14 protein-coding genes are annotated in these 16,530 nt (G+C 64.4%); 5 read left to right on the top strand and 9 right to left on the bottom strand.

All coding sequences use genetic code 11. The features are described from left to right. Nucleotides 1–64: 64 nt before the first annotated feature. Both BM136_RS11190 and BM136_RS11185 read left to right on the top strand, forming a co-directional pair. Entirely contained in the window at nucleotides 65–1,141 is a 1,077-nt protein-coding gene (locus BM136_RS11190; RefSeq protein ID WP_092972303.1) for an oxidoreductase, read from the top strand. Next, nucleotides 1,138–3,249, top strand: a complete 2,112-nt coding sequence (locus BM136_RS11185) for a cation:proton antiporter (RefSeq protein WP_092971909.1) — start codon at nucleotides 1,138–1,140, stop codon at nucleotides 3,247–3,249. Before BM136_RS11190 ends, BM136_RS11185 begins: the two co-directional genes overlap by 4 nt. Before the next feature lie 5 nt (nucleotides 3,250–3,254). On the opposite strand, the gene BM136_RS11180 is transcribed toward BM136_RS11185, so the two are convergent. The 4 genes from BM136_RS11180 to BM136_RS11165 all read right to left on the bottom strand — a co-directional run bounded on the left by BM136_RS11180 (nucleotide 3,255) and on the right by BM136_RS11165 (nucleotide 7,721). Further along, the gene (locus BM136_RS11180; RefSeq protein ID WP_024978708.1) at nucleotides 3,255–4,517 is read right to left on the bottom strand and encodes a DUF3734 domain-containing protein; all 1,263 of its coding nucleotides are present in this window, start codon (nucleotides 4,515–4,517) and stop codon (nucleotides 3,255–3,257) included. A 32-nt stretch (nucleotides 4,518–4,549) separates the two neighbouring features. Then, the gene (locus BM136_RS11175) at nucleotides 4,550–5,335 is read right to left on the bottom strand and encodes a 3-hydroxybutyrate dehydrogenase (protein ID WP_092971908.1); all 786 of its coding nucleotides are present in this window, start codon (nucleotides 5,333–5,335) and stop codon (nucleotides 4,550–4,552) included. Nucleotides 5,336–5,383: 48 nt separating this feature from the next. Further along, nucleotides 5,384–6,127: an acetoacetate decarboxylase gene (locus BM136_RS11170; protein WP_092971907.1), complete on the bottom strand. Its 744-nt coding sequence runs from the start codon at nucleotides 6,125–6,127 to the stop codon at nucleotides 5,384–5,386. Nucleotides 6,128–6,317: 190 nt separating this feature from the next. Continuing rightward, nucleotides 6,318–7,721, bottom strand: coding sequence for an aminotransferase-like domain-containing protein (locus tag BM136_RS11165; RefSeq protein ID WP_092971906.1), 1,404 nt, complete (start codon nucleotides 7,719–7,721; stop codon nucleotides 6,318–6,320). Between the two features lie 154 nt (nucleotides 7,722–7,875). On the opposite strand from BM136_RS11165, the gene BM136_RS11160 reads away from it, so the two are divergent. After that, a complete protein-coding gene (locus BM136_RS11160; protein ID WP_092971905.1) occupies nucleotides 7,876–9,213 on the top strand; it encodes an omega-aminotransferase AptA in 1,338 nt (445 codons plus the stop codon). A 1-nt stretch (nucleotide 9,214) separates the two neighbouring features. Beyond that, nucleotides 9,215–10,738: a CoA-acylating methylmalonate-semialdehyde dehydrogenase gene (locus BM136_RS11155; protein WP_092971904.1), complete on the top strand. Its 1,524-nt coding sequence runs from the start codon at nucleotides 9,215–9,217 to the stop codon at nucleotides 10,736–10,738. A gap of 76 nt (nucleotides 10,739–10,814) precedes the next feature. Here BM136_RS11155 and BM136_RS11150 read toward each other — a convergent pair whose 3' ends face one another. Together BM136_RS11150 and BM136_RS11145 are read right to left on the bottom strand one after the other, a co-directional pair. Then, on the bottom strand, nucleotides 10,815–11,021 hold the full coding sequence (locus BM136_RS11150; protein ID WP_092971903.1) for a S1 domain-containing protein: 207 nt from the start codon (nucleotides 11,019–11,021) through the stop codon (nucleotides 10,815–10,817). Nucleotides 11,022–11,197: 176 nt separating this feature from the next. Next, complete coding sequence (locus BM136_RS11145) at nucleotides 11,198–11,401, bottom strand: cold-shock protein (RefSeq protein ID WP_004627322.1); 204 nt, start codon at nucleotides 11,399–11,401, stop codon at nucleotides 11,198–11,200. 349 nt (nucleotides 11,402–11,750) lie between these two features. On the opposite strand from BM136_RS11145, the gene BM136_RS11140 reads away from it, so the two are divergent. Next, on the top strand, nucleotides 11,751–13,646 hold the full coding sequence (locus BM136_RS11140) for a potassium transporter Kup (protein WP_092971902.1): 1,896 nt from the start codon (nucleotides 11,751–11,753) through the stop codon (nucleotides 13,644–13,646). An 18-nt stretch (nucleotides 13,647–13,664) separates the two neighbouring features. On the opposite strand, the gene fdhD is transcribed toward BM136_RS11140, so the two are convergent. The 3 genes from fdhD to BM136_RS11125 form a co-directional block, all read right to left on the bottom strand. Next, entirely contained in the window at nucleotides 13,665–14,480 is an 816-nt protein-coding gene (fdhD, locus tag BM136_RS11135) for a formate dehydrogenase accessory sulfurtransferase FdhD (protein WP_092971901.1), read from the bottom strand. Further along, nucleotides 14,477–14,722, bottom strand: coding sequence for a hypothetical protein (locus BM136_RS11130; RefSeq protein WP_092971900.1), 246 nt, complete (start codon nucleotides 14,720–14,722; stop codon nucleotides 14,477–14,479). The genes fdhD and BM136_RS11130 overlap by 4 nt, the downstream gene beginning before the upstream one ends. Next, the coding region (locus BM136_RS11125; RefSeq protein ID WP_092971899.1) for an FdhF/YdeP family oxidoreductase at nucleotides 14,722–16,530 on the bottom strand (1,809 nt) is incomplete at its 5' end. The genes BM136_RS11125 and BM136_RS11130, both read right to left, overlap by 1 nt.

Below are 16,530 nucleotides of genomic sequence, written 5' to 3'. Positions count from 1 at the left end.
CGCCGCCACCGTCTCATTCGCCTGTTTTTGCCATTTTTTCCACATGTCGCATTCATCACATCAGATGCCATTGAGAGCCGCTTTGGTGGGCTACGGCTACGCCGGCAAACTGTTTCACGCAGCATTGATCGACGCTACACCGGGGCTGCATTTACACGTCATTGGCTCCAACCGGCCCGAAGCCGTGCGTGCGGATCGGCACAATGCCGTGGTCTGCACGCCCGAGGCGGCGGCAACGCATTCGGAGGTCGACCTCGTCGTCATTGCAGCGCCCAACGACCGCCATGCGCCTTTGGCTGAAGCTGCGTTGCGCGCGGGCAAACATGTCGTGGTGGACAAGCCGTTTACCGTCACGCTGGCAGAGGCGCGGCATCTGGCTCGGCTGGCGCGTGAAACGGGGCGCGTGCTGTCGGTCTTCCAGAACCGCCGCTGGGACAGCGATTTCCTCGCTGTGCAAGCTGCGATTGCCGGTGGGGGCATCGGCGAGGCCATGCACGTCGAGGCGCATTTCGACCGCTATCGCCCGCAGGTTCGTGCCCGCTGGCGTGAGCAGGCGGGGCAGGGCACGGGCATCTGGTTTGATCTTGGCCCGCACCTGATCGACCAGACGCTGCAACTGCTCGGCTTGCCGGATGCGGTGAGCGCCTCGTTTGCACGCCAGCGGCCGGGCGCCGAAACGCCGGACTGGGCGCATGTCGTGCTTGAAGCGGGCGAGCGCCGAGCGGTTCTTCACGCGAGCATGCTGGTGGCGGGCGGCTCGCCGCGCTGGGTCGTCCATGGCACGCGCGGTTCGTTCATTAAGCGCCGGATGGATCAGCAGGAAGCGCAGCTCCTTGCCGGCATGCAGCCCGGTGCGCAAGGCTGGGGTGCGGACGACGACGCGGGCCTGCTGATCGACGGCGCAACCTCAGCCGAAACCAGCATTGCAACGCCCTCGGGCGATCAGCGCGCTTACTACGCTGCTGTGCGCGACGCCATCCTCGGCGAGCGCGCAAACCCGGTCCCGCCCGTGCAAGCCGTGGCCGTCATGGCCGTGCTGGAAGCCGCCGTGGCCGCGGCCGAAACCGGTACGGCTGTCGTACCGGACCTGACCGATGCAGAACGCGCGGATTGGCTGGCTGCACGGGAGACGGCCTCGTGAACGGCGTCGTCATCCTGTTGCTGGTGGCGGGCGGCTTGCTCGCCGTGGTGGCGCTGGTGCAGATGCTGGCCTCGCGGCTGACGCTGCCGGAATCGACATTGCTGGCGCTGGCGGGCATCGGCATCGGCGGCGCCTATGTGATCGTTCAGAACAGCGCGCCGGCCTCCGCGGCCACGTTCTTCGCGCCGCTTGTCGATCCGAGTTGGCCGGCAGAGGCGTATCTGTGGCTGTTCTTGCCGCCGCTGCTCTTTCAGGCAGCGCTGTCGGTGGACGTGCGCAGCATGGCGCCGGATGCCGCGCCGATCTTGATGCTGGCCATCGTCGCCGTGGTGGTCGCCACGGGCGTGATCGGACTCGCTGCGGCCGCTGTCACGCCGTTCGGCATCGTCACATGTCTGCTGCTCGGCGCGATGATTGCCACGACCGATCCGTCCGCTGTGATTGCGGTATTTCGCGACGTGGGCGCGCCAGCACGGTTGATCCGCCTGGTGGAAGGCGAAGCGCTGCTGAACGATGCGGCCGCCATTGCCATCATGGGCGTGCTGCTTGCCATGCTGACAGGGCACGGCGGGGACGCCACCGTCGGCACCGGCCTGCGCGAACTGGCCAAGGCGTTTGGTGGCGGCGTCGTGTTTGGGTTGATTGCCGGGCGCATCGCCGCATTCCTGCTGCCCGCGCTGCGTGGCATTGCCCAGGCTGAAGCCGCGTGGACGCTGGCGCTGCCGTATCCGCTGTATCTCGTGGCCGAAAACGTGCTGGGCGTGTCGGGCGTGGTGTCGGTGGTTTGTGCGGGGCTGGTGATCGGCGCGCTGGGCCGCACGCGCCTGACGCCGCGCAACTGGTCGCACCTGCAGCTCATCTGGGAGCAGATTGCAGCGCTGGCTGGGGCGGTGGTCTTCCTGCTGGCTGCGGTGCGCGTTCCGGAGCTGTTGCACGGCGTGGTGTGGAAAGACGCGCTTTGGCTGGCGGTGATCGTGTTGGCTGCGCTTGGTGCACGACTCGCGGTGCTGTTCGGTCTGTTGCCTGCGCTCGCGTGGCTCAAGCTCTCTGCACCAGTCAGCCATGCCTACAAGCTTGCGATTGCGTGGGGCGGCTTGCGTGGCGCCGTCACGTTGGTGTTGGCACTGGGCGTGGCGGAGAACCAGGCCGTGCACGAGGCAGATCGCCATTTCGTCACCATCCTTGCCACCGGCTTTGTGCTGGTGAGCGTGCTCTTCAACGGCGCCACATTGCGCTGGGTGATGCGCCGGCTGGGGCTGGATCAGTTGTCGCCGCAAGAGCAGGCCCTGCAAGGGCAGGCGCTGAACATGTCGACGGAGGAAGTGGAATCCACCATGCGCCGCATCGGCGGGCATTTCCATTTCACCTCGGGTGCGACGGATCAGGCGGCGCGGGCGTATCGGCGGGAGGTCGCGGCTGGTGCGGTCGAGCTGAACCTTGAAGAAGCGCTGTCCGAACGCGAGCGCCTGACCATAGGTCTCGTTTCACTCGCCACGCGCGAGCGCGAGTTGATTCCCGAGTACGGCAACGGCCTCGTCTCCATCCGCAACCTTGACGCGATGATGCGCAACACCGCGGACATGATCGACGCGGCCCGCACGGAGGGGCGTCTTGGCTACAAGCGCGCATCGCGGCGCATCCTGGCCAAGCACGCCGGCTACCGGTTCGCGGTCTGGCTGCACCGCGTGGTGCATATCGACCGCCCGCTGGCCAACGCGCTGGCTGATCGCTTTGAATTGCTCATTTGTCGCCAGACGGTGCTCGAACGCTTGCGCGCGTACAACCGTGCGTCGCTGCAGCCCGTGTTGGGCGAGCGCATGGCAGATCTGCTCGACGGCGTGTTGATTGCCCGGATCGAGGCGGCGGAAGAGGGTCTGGCCGAACTGCGCGGAAAGTTTGGCGACTACAGCGCCGCCCTGGAAAAGCGCCTGCTCGTGTTGTTCGCGCTCTACATCGGTCAGAGCAAGATCGACACGATGCTGGCCGAAACGGTGATCTCGAAAGAGGTCTACAAGCAGATCAGCGCGGTCATCCGCCGTGCCTGGACGGCCGCGCTGCCGCGGCCGCCGCTGTCGACTGCGCTGCGCATGCCGGCCGCTCAGGAGTAGATTGCTCAGAGCCGCTTGTCTTCCCGCTCCACGCCTGGATGGCGGTGGATGTCGTGCGTGACGAAGCCCGTGTCGTTGTCGGGCATCTCTAGCCACTCCGGATGCGAGAGCGATTCGCGAATATCCGCCAGGCCCGAGGCCCAGTGGTCGCGCATGGTTGATGGCCCGAACTGGATGTCCTTGCCCGGCCCTTCATGTTCCTTGGCGGCGTAGATGAGGTGGAAGACGTTGTAGCGTTTGGTGCAGGCCATTTCCTGCGCGTGCTTGTACCACTGCGTGCGCTCGAACTCCTTGGGTGGCAGGTGATCGAGCAGCTTGCGCATCAACCGACGAGTCGATTGCGAGCGCTCCATCCAGTCGGTAGTAAGCCGCGTGCGGCTGGAGTACTGCAAGTCCTTCTGCCGGCTGGCCACGCCGATCATCGTATTGGGCACCGGCCCCAGCGCGCTCCAAAGGTCCACCTGAAACACCAGCGTGTCGCGGCGCGGCTTGGTGCCAAGCACATAGGACAGCGGCGTGTTGGAGACGACACCGCCGTCCCAGTAATACTCGCCGTCGATCAGCACGGGCGGAAAGCCCGGCGGCAGCGCGCCCGATGCCATGAAGTGCTCTGCGCGCAGACGGCGCTCGGTGTTATCAAACGCTTCCAGATTGCCTGTGCGCACGTTCACGGCACCCACTGACACGCGGATGCCGCCATCGTTGATGCGGTCGAAATCGCACAGGCGTTCCAGCGTCGCCTTGAGCGGCGTAGTGTCGTAATAGCTGGCTTCGAGCGGGTCGACTTCGTTGGCTGGCAGGGGAGCGGGAAAGCGCGGTGTGAAAAAGCCGCGCTGGCCCTCGAGCAGCGTATCGGCGGCTTGCATGGCGGTCAGCCATTTGCGCAGATGCGCATTGCCGTCAAACCAGGCGTTTTCCAGGATGTCAGGCAGCGGCGGCGAGAACGTCGGCTGCGTGATGATCTGCCAGAACTCACGCAGCTTTGCTTGCCGATGCTCGGGCGCATTGCCTGCAATGATGGCCGTATTCAGCGCCCCGATGGAGATGCCCGCAATCCAGTTCGGCACGATGCCGGCTTCGTCCAGCCCTTCGAACACGCCGGCTTGGTACGAGCCAAGCGCGCCGCCGCCTTGCAGCACCAGCGCGATGTTCTCGTACGCCGGCAGCACGATGCGCTGTGCCGTGGTGAGCGGTGCATCTGCCGGGCGCGACGATTCTGCCGGTGTGGGCCGCTTGCTTGCGGCCACGCGTAGTTTGGGTGCGGGCATATCTCCTCCAACCTCCTTGCGTGTGCAGAGACTTATTGCATGAACCAGCCGTGGCTCACCACGAACGATTGGCCGGTCAGCGCGGCGCTCGGGAACGTGGCCAGGAAGCGCACCGTCTCGGCCACGTCTTCCACCGTGGTGAACACGCCGTCCACGGTATCACCCAGCATGACCTTTTTCACGACTTCGTCTTCGCTGATGCCGAGTTCCTTGGCCTGCTCGGGAATCTGCTTTTCGACCAGCGGTGTGCGCACAAAACCTGGGCACACCACGTGCGAACGCACGTTATGCGCGGCGCCTTCCTTGGCCAGCACCTTGTTCAGGCCGAGCAGCGCATGCTTGGCCGCCACGTAGGCCGACTTGAGCGGCGAACCCTCGTGCGAGTGCACCGAGCCCATGTAGATCACCACGCCGCCACGGTTGTCCTTGTACATGTGGCGCAGCGCGGCACGTGTGGTCAGAAACGCGCCATCGACGTGGATGGCCTGCATCTTCTTCCAGTCGGCAAACGAGTAGCTCACGAACGGGTTGACGATCTGGATGCCGGCGTTCGAAACGAGGATATCGACCGAGCCGAGCTCTTCAGCCACGCGGTCGATGCCGCTGTCTACGGCTTGTTCATCGGTCACGTCCATGCGCAGGCCGATCGCCTTGCCGCCCGCATCGGTGATCTCTTTGGCGACGGCCTTGGCGCCGTCTTCGTTCAGGTCAACGATGGCGATGGCCGCGCCCGAGCCGGCGAGCGTGAGGGCGATCTGCTTGCCGATGCCGCTTGCGGCACCGGTGACGACGGCGACCTTGCCTTTCAAATCAGACATGTGTGTACTCCGAGGGTTGACGGAAAAAAGGATGGCGTCGGGCAGGCGTTACTGCGCGAGGTAATCGAACACGACCTCGCCCATGCCAAGGGTCAGGTCTGCAATGATGTGCCGGGCTTCGACAATCTCCAGCACAGGCAGTTCGGCCACGGGTGCCAGCGCATGGTGCGCCAGCTCCAACGATGCTGGGCCCGTCCAGGCACCTTTCATGTCGACATCAATCATGTAGTTGCGCGACAGCTCGCAGATGCGCGCGGTCTTGCCGTCCACGTGCGGAATGATCTTGAGCAGGAAGTTCGGGCGCTCCAGGCGGCGTTTCTGCTCAGCCAGATCCAGCTCACGGTGCTTGTACCCCATGGTGCCGGTTGCTACGCGCACGGGGCCGTAGTCGAGCGTGCCGATCAGGGTGTCCTTGTCCGTCACGAGCCTGGGCGTGGCGAGCTTCTTGGGAAAGCCCCACATTTCACGGCCGCCGGCCAGGGGCGGGTGGTCGTCGAGATACATCGCCAGCGTGTACGTGCCGGGCTTGCCCTCGTAGGTGACGGGAATCACCTGGCCGCTCTCGGTGTAATCGCCAAAGCCGGTGGAGTCGGCCATGCGGATGAACTCGTAGGCGACCAGCGGTTCAGGCACCACCAGCGGCTCGGGCACCATGGCGCGCAGCTTGGCCGGGTCGGTGCGGTACGTGATGATGAAGAACTCGCGATGGATGAAGCGGTACGGGCCGGGCGGGTACGCGGGGCTCGTGAGCGGCATTGCGAACGCGGTTTCGCGGACGGTCTTGATGTCCATGGCACTCCTTGTGCAGGCTGGCTGCAAGTGGCGTTGGGAATCGGTACGGCGCAAGAGAACGGTAGGCGACAGCGCATCGTGTCGCGCTTTTGTGACGCTGCAACCTTCCGTTCACGCGAATCACGTTTGAGTGCCCGTAACGTGATTGATTGCATGCAATACGTCATTGCGACATATGCGGACAGCGCCGTTACGCGCGCGAGAGAAATTCCCAGAGTGCAGGTTCGGCGGAGTACGCCACGTTGAAGCGTAGCCACGGGCTGGGCTCGTCATGCGGCCGGAAATACTGTCCCGGTGCAAGCCAGATGTTGTGATCGATGGCCCGATTGGCCAGCGCAGCGGCATCTGCGTGGCCCGGCAGCCGGGCCCACAGGAAGAGGCCGCGCCCTGGTGTATCGAACAATTCGGCACCATGTTGGCGCATGAGAGCTTCGACGTGCGTGTGAGCTTCGCCAAGCCGCGCAATCAGCCGCGCCACGTGCTCTCCATAGACGGGGCGCGTGACGAAAGCGTGCACGATGCGCTCGGTGATCTCCGACGAGGTGAGTGCCACTGCCATCTTGGTGCGCGCAAGTTCGCGCGTGATGGCGGCGTCGGCCACCACGTAGCCCGCGCGCAATGACGGCGAGATCGTCTTGGAGAAGCCGCTCACGTAGAGCGTGCGGCGCAGGCCGTCGAGCGCGGCCAGCATCGGCGCGGCCGGGTCGGCCAGTTCGCGGTGCAAGTCGTCTTCAACGATCCACAGGCCGTGCTGTTCGGCCAGTTGCAGCACGCGATAAGCGTTCTGTGCGGTCATTGAAGAGCCGGTGGGGTTCTGCAGCACGGAACTGGTGAAAAGGGCGCGCGGCCGGTCGGTATCGTCCGCGCGGAGGATGGTTTCCAATGCTGCTGTGTCGAGCCCATCCGGTGTGCGCGGCACGCCGACCACGCGCAGGCCGGCCAGCTTGAGCACCTGGAGCACATTGCAGTAGCCCGGATCATCCACGGCGACGACGTCGCCGGCTTTGAACAGGGTGCGGACGATCAGGTCGAGTGCCTGCGTGGCGCCGCTGGTCAGCAGCACTTGCGAGCGTTCCACCGGCAGCCCACGCAGCGCAAGCGACTGCGCCACATATTCGCCCAGCGGCGCATAACCCCACGGGTGACCGTAGCCCGCCACCCGAAGCGCGGAAACACGGCTCACCGCGCGCATGGCTTCCTGCACGCCGCGCTCGTCGAGCCAGTCGTTCGGCAGCCAGCCGCAGCCCGGTTTGATGGCGATGGAGCGATCGGCAAACACATCCGAGAGCAACCACGCCGCGTTGAGTGTGGGCGGCTCCCAGCGAGGGGCCACGGGCGCCGGTTGGGTGGGGGTGCGCGCCGCCACCAGGTAGCCCGAGCGCGGCCGCGCCACGATGGCGCCCAGTGCCGCCAGCCGTGTATAGGCCTCCGCCACCGTAAAGGTGCTCACATCGTGGGCCTGGGCCAACTTGCGCACGGAAGGCAGCCGCGTGCCTGGCAGCAGAGTGTGGCTGTCGACCGCCGCACGAATACCTTGGACGATCTGGTCGACCAACGTACGCTGGGGATGAGAAGGATCGAGTTCGAGTTGCATGTTGCGATGCAGCGGGGATGCGGTGGTGGACGCCTATACAGTTTCTTATAGAACCGCCATCTGTGCATGTCCGTGTCGGATTTGACTCTGTACAGTTTGCTCCAACGGCTGGCTTGCCAGTCCATTCCCTTTCGCTGTTTTTTCGGAGTGACCGATGAAACCCGCACCGCACCCGCTGGAAACCACCGATCTGTCCTACTTCTGGATGCCGTTCACGGCCAACCGCCAGTACAAGGCCGCGCCGCGCCTGCTGACGTCGGCCCAGGGCATGTACTATCGCGACGGCGATGGCCGCGAGGTGCTGGACGGCACGGCGGGTCTCTGGTGCGTCAATGCCGGCCACTGCCGCAAGGAAATCGTCGACGCCATCACCACGCAGGCCGCCACGCTGGATTTCGCGCCCACCTTCCAGATGGGCCACCCGCTGGCGTTTCGTGCGGCAGAAAAAGTCGCCGAGATCATGCCGGAGGGGCTAAACCGCATCTTCTTCGTCAACTCGGGTTCGGAAGCGGTGGATACGGCGCTCAAGATTGCGCTGGCCTACCACCGCGCACGGGGCGAAGGGCAGCGCACACGCCTGATTGGTCGCGAGCGCGGCTATCACGGGGTGGGTTTCGGCGGCATCTCGGTGGGCGGCATCTCGCCGAACCGCAAGGCGTTCTCGGCCAACCTGCTGCCGGGCGTGGACCACCTGCCGCACACGCATGCGCCTGAGCACAATGCGTTTTCCAAGGGCCAGCCGGCCTGGGGCGAGCACCTGGCCGACGAACTGGAGCGCCTTGTGACGCTGCATGACGCGTCGACCATCGCTGCCGTCATCGTCGAGCCGCTGGCGGGTTCCACCGGCGTGCTGGTGCCGCCCAAGGGCTATCTGGAGCGTCTGCGCGCGCTGTGCGACAAGCACGGCATCCTGCTGATCTTCGATGAGGTCATTACCGGTTTTGGCCGCCTCGGCGCGGCAACGGCAGCGGAATTCTTTGGCGTGACGCCAGATCTGCTGACGATGGCCAAGGGCATCAACAACGCCGCCGTGCCGATGGGCGCCGTGGCCGTGCGCCAGTCGGTGCACGACGCCGTCGTCGATGCCGGCGCGCCAGGTGCGATCGAGCTGTTCCACGGCTATACGTATTCGGCTCACCCGCTGGCTGCGGCCGCGGCGGTCGCAGCGCTGGATCTGTACCGCAGCGAAGGGCTGTTCGAGCGCGCGCGTGCGATGTCGCCGGTGTTTGAAGCAGCGGCGCATTCGGTCAAGGGTGCGCCGCATGTGAAGGACATCCGCAACCTGGGCCTGGTCGCCGGCATCGAGCTGGAATCGCGGCCGGGCGCGGTGGGCGCGCGGGCTTACGAAGTCTTCCTGAAATGCCTGGAGCGTGGCGTGCTGGTGCGCTACACCGGCGACATCCTGGCGTTCTCCCCGCCGCTCATCATTGAAGAGGCGCAGATCGCGCGCATCTTCGACACCGTTCGCACCGTTCTGCAAGAGGTAGCCTGAAATGAACCGACCGATTGATCCCGCCGTGACGGAATCCGTCATCAGCCATTACATCGGCGGGCAACGCCATGCCAGCACCGGCACGCGCAGCGCCGATGTGTTCAACCCCGCCACGGGCGCCGTGAGCGCGCAGGTGCTGCTGGGCGGCAAATCCGAAGTGGACGCCGCCGTGGCCGCGGCGCATGCGGCCGCCGCCGATTGGGCGGAGACCTCGCCGCTCAAGCGCTCGCGCGTTCTGTTCAAGTTCAAGGAGCTGCTCGACCAGAACCAGGATGCCCTGGCTGCAGCCATCACGCGGGAGCACGGCAAGGTGTTCTCCGATGCCAAGGGCGAAGTCACGCGCGGCATCGAAGTGGTGGAATTTGCTTGCGGCATTCCGAACCTGCTCAAGACCGAGTTCACCGACAACATTGGCGGCGGCATCGACAACTGGAACCTGCGCCAGCCGCTGGGCGTGGTGGCCGGCATCACGCCGTTCAACTTCCCGTTCATGGTGCCGATGTGGATGGCGCCGGTGGCACTGGCGTGCGGCAACACGTTCATCCTCAAGCCGAGTGAGCGCGATCCGACCCCCAGTCTGATGATTGCCGACCTGCTCAAGCAGGCTGGCCTGCCCGATGGCGTGTTCAACGTCGTACAGGGTGGCAAGGATGCCGTCGATGCGCTGCTCGAGCATCCGGATGTGCAGGCCGTCTCGTTCGTCGGCAGCACGCCCATCGCCGAATACATTTACGCCGAGGGCACCAAGCGCGGCAAGCGCGTGCAAGCCCTGGGCGGCGCAAAGAACCATCTCGTGGTCATGCCCGATGCGGACCTCGACCAAGCGGTGGATGCCCTGATCGGTGCCGGCTACGGTTCGGCCGGCGAGCGTTGCATGGCGATCTCTGTGGCCGTGGCAGTGGGCGACGTGGCTGACAAGCTCGTCCCGCGCCTTGCCGAGCGCGCCCGTGCGCTCAAGATCGGCAACGGTATGCAAGCCGACAGCGAAATGGGCCCGCTCGTGACGGCTGCGCACAAGGCCAAGGTCGAAGGCTATATCGCCAAGGGCGTGGAAGAGGGCGCCAAGCTGGTGGTGGACGGCCGCGGCCACACGGTCGAGAGCCATGCTGAGGGCTTCTTCACGGGTGGCACGCTGTTCGACCACGTCAAGCCGGGCATGACGATCTACAAGGAAGAGATTTTCGGGCCGGTGCTTTCGGTGGTGCGCGTGCACGATCTTGCCGAGGCGGTGAAACTGATCAACGCGCACGAGTTCGGCAACGGCGTGTCGTGCTACACGAGCGATGGCGGTGTGGCGCGCGCATTTGCCCGGCAGATCCAGGTGGGCATGGTCGGGATCAACGTGCCGATTCCGGTACCGATGGCGTGGCACAGCTTTGGCGGCTGGAAGCGCTCGCTGTTCGGGGACCACCACGCCTATGGCGAAGAAGGCGTGCGTTTTTACACGCGTTACAAGAGTGTGATGCAACGCTGGCCGGATTCGATTGCCAAGGGCGCCGAGTTCGTGATGCCGACAGCCAAGTAAGCCGGCGCATCACCCATGAGAAAGGGAGGCAATGCCTCCCTTTTTCTTTTGAACATGCTGAGTTGAAACCGGCGTGTCATATCGGTTTGATGTTGACGGCAATCAGTTCGCCATCGGGCCCAATCTCTACATCAAAGCTGACGCGCTGGCCTTCATGGAATGTCTGCGAGCGCGAAAAGTGGATTTCCGAATCCCGAATGAAACTCGGGGCAGCATGCATTTCTGCAACTGCCCCGGCGGGCGGATCATATTGAACGGCGTTCTCTTCAATTCGGCTGGCCATTGCATGCTCCCAATAGGGGTTCGTCAAACCAGGCCACCGCTTCCGGCGGCCATCCGACTGCTTGATGGCAAACACGTACTGAACAACCTGCCTGGCGGAATATCCCGGCCAATACACGCGCGAGGAAACCTCGCGCGGCAAGCCAAAACCGGGCTACCGCGCCCGCGTGCTCCTAGTTACTGGGGCACGATGTTCGAAGCTTGCTTGCCCTTGGGGCCTTGCGTGACTTCGAACGACACCTTCTGACCTTCCTTCAGGCTTTTGAAGCCTGCGGAGTTGATAGCGGAGAAATGTGCGAAAAGGTCTTCGCCGCCATCATCCGGGGTAATGAAGCCGAAACCCTTTGCGTCGTTGAACCACTTGACGGTACCAGTAGCCATGATTTTGAGTCGTGAAGTTGAGAAATCGATCGGCCGCCGGCCAAATACAAACGCAGCAGGCAGACCCGGCCTAACCGGCCAAACGATCGTTTGGTGAATATATGCTTGGCGCGTCTCCCCGTCAAAGTCTGTTTTTTTAAGCTTTCTTTTCGGACCGGGTAGCCCCGTCGTTTTCTGACGTTCAGCAGGGTTCGCGCAGGCTCGCCATCGGTGCAAACACCCGCGCAAAACCGAGCGTTTTCACCTAAGCTTTAGTGGCTTCTGCCGCACTCGGCCCACCGTAAAGCCAGCGCCGCAGACGGTGCACGAAAATTGCGTGTGCCCCCGTCGTTCCAGTCGCAGCCTACCCATGACGACCGCCGCAGCCAGTAAAACCAAGAAAAATCCCGCGTTGATGGCCACCATGGTGGGCGCAATTGGCGTGGTCTTCGGGGACATCGGCACCAGCCCCCTGTATGCGTTAAAGGAATGCTTCAACCCCGAGCATGGGGTTCCGTTTTCCGATCAGACCGTCTTCGGCATCCTGTCGATGCTGTTCTGGGCGATGACGCTGGTGGTGTCCATCAAGTACGTGCTGTTCGTCATGCGCGCTGACAACAACGGCGAAGGCGGGATCCTGGCGCTCACGGCGCTGGCCATGCGTGCGAGCAGCGGTAGCGCGCGGTTCACACGCACGTTGATGCTGCTCGGCCTGCTGGGCGCCGCCATGTTCTATGGCGATGCCGTCATCACACCCGCCATTTCCGTGCTCTCCGCCATTGAAGGCATGGAGATCATGGCGCCCGCGTTGCAGAAATGGGTGTTACCCCTCGCGCTGATCGTACTGATCGCCCTGTTTTTGATCCAGAAGCAGGGCACGCACGTGGTTGGGCGCCTCTTCGGGCCGATCATGGTGATTTGGTTCGTGCTGCTGGGGCTGATGGGGATAGTTTCGGTGGTGAAGTCGCCGCAGATATTGGTGGCGCTGAGCCCCGTGTACGCCATTGAATTCGGGTTTCGGCACACGGTGCTGGCGTTCATCGTGTTCGGCTCGGTGTTTCTGGCGCTGACCGGCGCCGAGGCGTTGTATGCCGACATGGGCCACTTTGGCGCGCGCCCGATCCGCTACGCGTGGTTCTACATTGCCATGCCGTGTCTGCTGCTGAACTACTTTGGCCAGGGTGCCTTGCTCCTGCGTGAGCCAAGCGCTGTGCAGAACCCCTTCTTTCTGTTGATGCCGAATTGGGCAGTGGGCCCGATGGTGCTATTGGCCACCGCGGCCACCGTCATTGCGTCACAGGCAGTCATCTCAGGTGCATTTTCGATGACGGCGCAGGCCGTGCATCTGGGCTATGCGCCCCGCATGAAGATTCTCTACACGTCGGATGTGGAGATCGGCCAGATCTACGTGCCGGTGGTGAACTACATGCTCCTGGTGCTGGTGGTGGCGGTGGTGCTGGCTTTCGGCAAATCCGACAATCTGGCAGCGGCCTACGGTATCGCGGTAACGACCACCATGGTGCTGACGACGGGTCTGGTCACGGTGGTCATGCGCAACGCCTGGAAGTGGCGCCTGTCGCTGGTGGCCTGCATCGGCGCGGTTTTCCTGGCGGTGGATCTGTCGTTCTTCTCCGCCAACCTGCTGAAGATTGCCGCAGGTGGTTGGTTCCCACTGCTGCTCGGTGGCTTGATCTTCTTCCTGATGGTGACGTGGCACTCGGGCACGCAGCTGTTGAAGGCGCGCAATGTGGAAGGCGGCATTCCGCTCGAGCCGTTCATGGAAGGGCTGCTGCGCCATCCTCCGTATCGGGTGGACGGCACGGCCGTGTATCTCACGCCCAGCATCGACTTCGTGCCCCTGGCGTTGCTGCACAACCTCAAGCACAACCACGTGCTGCACAAGCGCGTGCTGTTCATTCACTTCCGCACGCTGGCCGTGCCGTATGTGGACCCTGCCAAGCGCCTGGCCATCAAAACCATTGGCGATGATATCCACACCGCTGTGGTCGATTTCGGCTTCAAGGAAACACCAGCCGTTGACGAGATCGTCCGCAACGTCGGTGAGCGGCTGGGCATCGTTTTTGAGGATATGGAAACCTCGTTCTTCATTACGCGCGCCACGGTGGTGCCGTCGCCGCTGCCCGGCATGGCGATGTGGCGGGAGTCGTTGTTTGCCTGGATGCAGCACAACAGCGCCAAACCGTCGGACTTCTTCCGGATTCCTGCCAACCGACTGGTTGAGCTGGGGAGCAAGGTGGAGATTTAGCCTCGGGCGTGCTGTGCGCTACGCAAACCGCGTCACGCCATCACCCCGGCAGAACGCCAGCAGTGTCAGCTGTCCGGCCTTGGCGTGGCGAATCGCCAGCGAGGACGGAGCGGAGATTGTTGCCAGTAGCGGCACCTGTACCTGCACACACTTGCGCGCCAGTTCGAAGCTCGCGCGGCTTGTCATGACGATGAACCCGTCTGCGGGGCGGATGCCGAGCCGGGCCAGCCGGCCGATCAGCTTGTCCAGCGCGTTGTGACGGCCCACGTCTTCCAGCACATGCAGCGGCGCGTTGCCGTCTGCAGGTACCCAGCCCGCGGCATGCAAGCCGCCGGTGAGCGCGTTGGCCGGCTGATGCGCCGTCATCGCGTGCATGGCGTCCAGCACTTGTGCGTCGGTCAATGACGCCAGCCATGCAGCCGGCCCCAACGGTGTCGGAGCATCTTCAAACGTCTGCAGGCTTTCAATGCCACACAGGCCGCAGCCAGTTGGGCCGGCCAGCGCGCGGCGGCGTTCCTTCAGCCGCACGAAGCAATGCGAAGCGATTTCCGCATGCACTTCAAGCCCATGCGGATGCGCTTCCACATCTGCACCACGCCAATCGGCGCGACTGTCGATGATGCCTTCAGACAGCGCGAAACCCAGTGCAAAGTCTTCCAGGTCGGCTGGCGACGCCATCATCACTGCATGGGTGATGCCGTTGAAGACCAGCGCGACCGGTGCTTCATCGGCGACAGCGGTGGAGGTGTCTTCTTGCGTGCCGGCGCGCGTGCGCTTCGTCGCGATGGTGGAAACGACGGGCAAGCCGGCGGGGTGGCGGGGCAGAAAAGTCATGCAGTGAAATCGGGCAGAACGCGGCCGGCGTCGAGCAGCACGATGAGCCAGCGTGTGTCGTCCATGGCGACGCGCAGCAGGCCAGCATCAGCCAGCGGATGCAGCGCGCGCAGTACTGTGCTGGCGCGCTCGCCTACGCGCTTGGTCAGCCACGGCAGCGACACCGGTTTGCCTGCATCGGTCTCGCGCAATGCGGCCAGTAGCGCCAGTTGCAGCGCAGACCATGCCGGCTCGGTTGGCATCAGGCTTCTGCCGTGTTGGCGGCCTGGGTATCCGCAGCGCGCTCGACCTGGCTCGGCGCCAGCATCACCGGAATCGACTTTGAAGTCGGCGTGCGAGCCTGGTCAGCGACGGAAGAGAGCGGCACCAGCGGGTTGGTTTCGGGGTAATACGCCGCCAGACACCCGCGCGGGATGTCATACGCCACCAGACGGAAGCCATCGGCGCGGCGCGTGGTGCCGTCTTCGGAGAGCGTCACCATGTCGACCCACTCGCCGTCTTTCATGCGGATCGTGTGCAGGTCTTCCTTGTTGATGAAGACAACGCGGCGCTGGCCGAACACGCCGCGGTAGCGGTCGTCCATGCCGTAGATCGTGGTGTTGTACTGGTCGTGCGAGCGGATTGTGGCCAGCGTGAAGACCGTCGTATCCGCATGGCGCTCGCGGGCGCGATGGACTGGCGTGTCGGTCGGCACGGCGTGCGTGTGGAATTCCGCCTTGCCCGACGGCGTGCTCCACACCCGTTCGGATGCGGTGTTGCGCAGGCGGAAGCCGCCCGGCACGCGGATCTTCTCGTTGAAGCCGGCAAAGTCGTCGAACACGGCTTCGATGCGCTCGCGGATGCGGTCATAGTCTTCCACCAGCCAGCGCCACGGGATGGTGCTCTCGGGCAGCGTGGCTTCCGCCAGCCGCGCCACGATGGCCGGCTCCGACAGCAGATGCGCCGAGGCCGGCGGATTGATGCCTGCCGACATGTGCACCATGCTCATCGAGTCTTCCACCGTCACGCCTTGCGTGCCGCCAGCCTGCTGGTCGACCTCGGTACGGCCCAGGCAGGGCAGGATCAGCGCGGCCTTGCCGTGCACGATGTGGCTGCGGTTGAGCTTGGTGGTTACGTGCACGGTCAGGTCGCACTGGCGCAGGCCGGCCCACGTGGCGGCGGTGTCCGGCGTGGCCGCCGCAAAGTTGCCGCCCATGGCGAAGAACACGCGCGCCGCGCCATTGCGCATCGCCTCGATGGCGCCGACGGTGTCGTAGCCATGTTCGCGCGGTACTTGAATCCCGAAGACCTGCTCCAGCCGATCCAGAAACGCGGGGGCGGGCTTCTCGTAAATGCCCATGGTGCGATCGCCCTGCACGTTGCTGTGGCCGCGCACGGGGCACGCGCCGGCGCCCGGGCGGCCGATGTTGCCGCGCAGGAGCAGCAGGTTGACGATCATCTGGATCGTCGCCACAGAATGCTTGTGCTGCGTGATGCCCATGCCCCAGCAGGCGATGACGCTGCCGGCCTTGATGTAGGTGTCGCCGGCCTGGCGGATTTCGTGTTCTGGCAGGCCCGATTCGGCTTCGATGGTTGCCCACGATTCGGCGCGCACGTCGGCGGCGAAGGCGTCGTAGCCGCCGGTGTGCTGGGCGATGAAGGCGTGGTCGATGATGGCAGGCTCTCCGCGGCTGCGTGCCACGTCGTCACGCTCGATCACGTGTTTGATGATGCCTTTGACGGTGGCCAGGTCGCCGCCGATGCGGACTTGGTGGTACTCCGTGCTGATGCGCGTGGAGCCCAGCGTCAGCATCTCGATCTTGCTTTGCGGATCGGCAAAGCGCTCCAGCCCGCGCTCGCGCAGCGGGTTGAACGAGACGATGGCCGCGCCGCGCTTGGAGGCCTCGCGTAGCTCACCGAGCATGCGCGGGTGATTCGTCCCCGGGTTCTGGCCGAAGATGAAGATGGCATCAGCCTTGGTGAAATCGTCGAGCGTGACGGTGCCCTTGCCGACGCCGATGCTGCCCCGCATGCCCGTGCCGGAAGGCTCGTGGCACATGTTGGAGCAGTC

It is taken from the genome of Ralstonia sp. NFACC01, from assembly GCF_900115545.1.
GTDB lineage: Bacteria > Pseudomonadota > Gammaproteobacteria > Burkholderiales > Burkholderiaceae > Ralstonia > Ralstonia mojiangensis.
Note: the sequence above shows the minus strand (reverse complement) of the source record. Positions and strands in the feature narration are given on the sequence as shown.

Bases quoted from the DNA above. Each gene is read 5' to 3' on its own strand.
- BM136_RS11190 (WP_092972303.1), top strand. From the start codon at position 65: ATGCCATTGAGAGCCGCTTTGGTGGGCTACGGCTACGCCGGCAAACTG.
- BM136_RS11180 (WP_024978708.1), bottom strand. From the start codon at position 4,517: ATGCCCGCACCCAAACTACGCGTGGCCGCAAGCAAGCGGCCCACACCG.
- BM136_RS11175 (WP_092971908.1), bottom strand. From the start codon at position 5,335: ATGTCTGATTTGAAAGGCAAGGTCGCCGTCGTCACCGGTGCCGCAAGC.
- BM136_RS11170 (WP_092971907.1), bottom strand. From the start codon at position 6,127: ATGGACATCAAGACCGTCCGCGAAACCGCGTTCGCAATGCCGCTCACG.
- BM136_RS11165 (WP_092971906.1), bottom strand. From the start codon at position 7,721: ATGCAACTCGAACTCGATCCTTCTCATCCCCAGCGTACGTTGGTCGAC.
- BM136_RS11160 (WP_092971905.1), top strand. From the start codon at position 7,876: ATGAAACCCGCACCGCACCCGCTGGAAACCACCGATCTGTCCTACTTC.
- BM136_RS11155 (WP_092971904.1), top strand. From the start codon at position 9,215: ATGAACCGACCGATTGATCCCGCCGTGACGGAATCCGTCATCAGCCAT.
- BM136_RS11150 (WP_092971903.1), bottom strand. From the start codon at position 11,021: ATGGCCAGCCGAATTGAAGAGAACGCCGTTCAATATGATCCGCCCGCC.
- BM136_RS11145 (WP_004627322.1), bottom strand. From the start codon at position 11,401: ATGGCTACTGGTACCGTCAAGTGGTTCAACGACGCAAAGGGTTTCGGC.
- BM136_RS11140 (WP_092971902.1), top strand. From the start codon at position 11,751: ATGACGACCGCCGCAGCCAGTAAAACCAAGAAAAATCCCGCGTTGATG.
- fdhD (WP_092971901.1), bottom strand. From the start codon at position 14,480: ATGACTTTTCTGCCCCGCCACCCCGCCGGCTTGCCCGTCGTTTCCACC.
- BM136_RS11130 (WP_092971900.1), bottom strand. From the start codon at position 14,722: ATGCCAACCGAGCCGGCATGGTCTGCGCTGCAACTGGCGCTACTGGCC.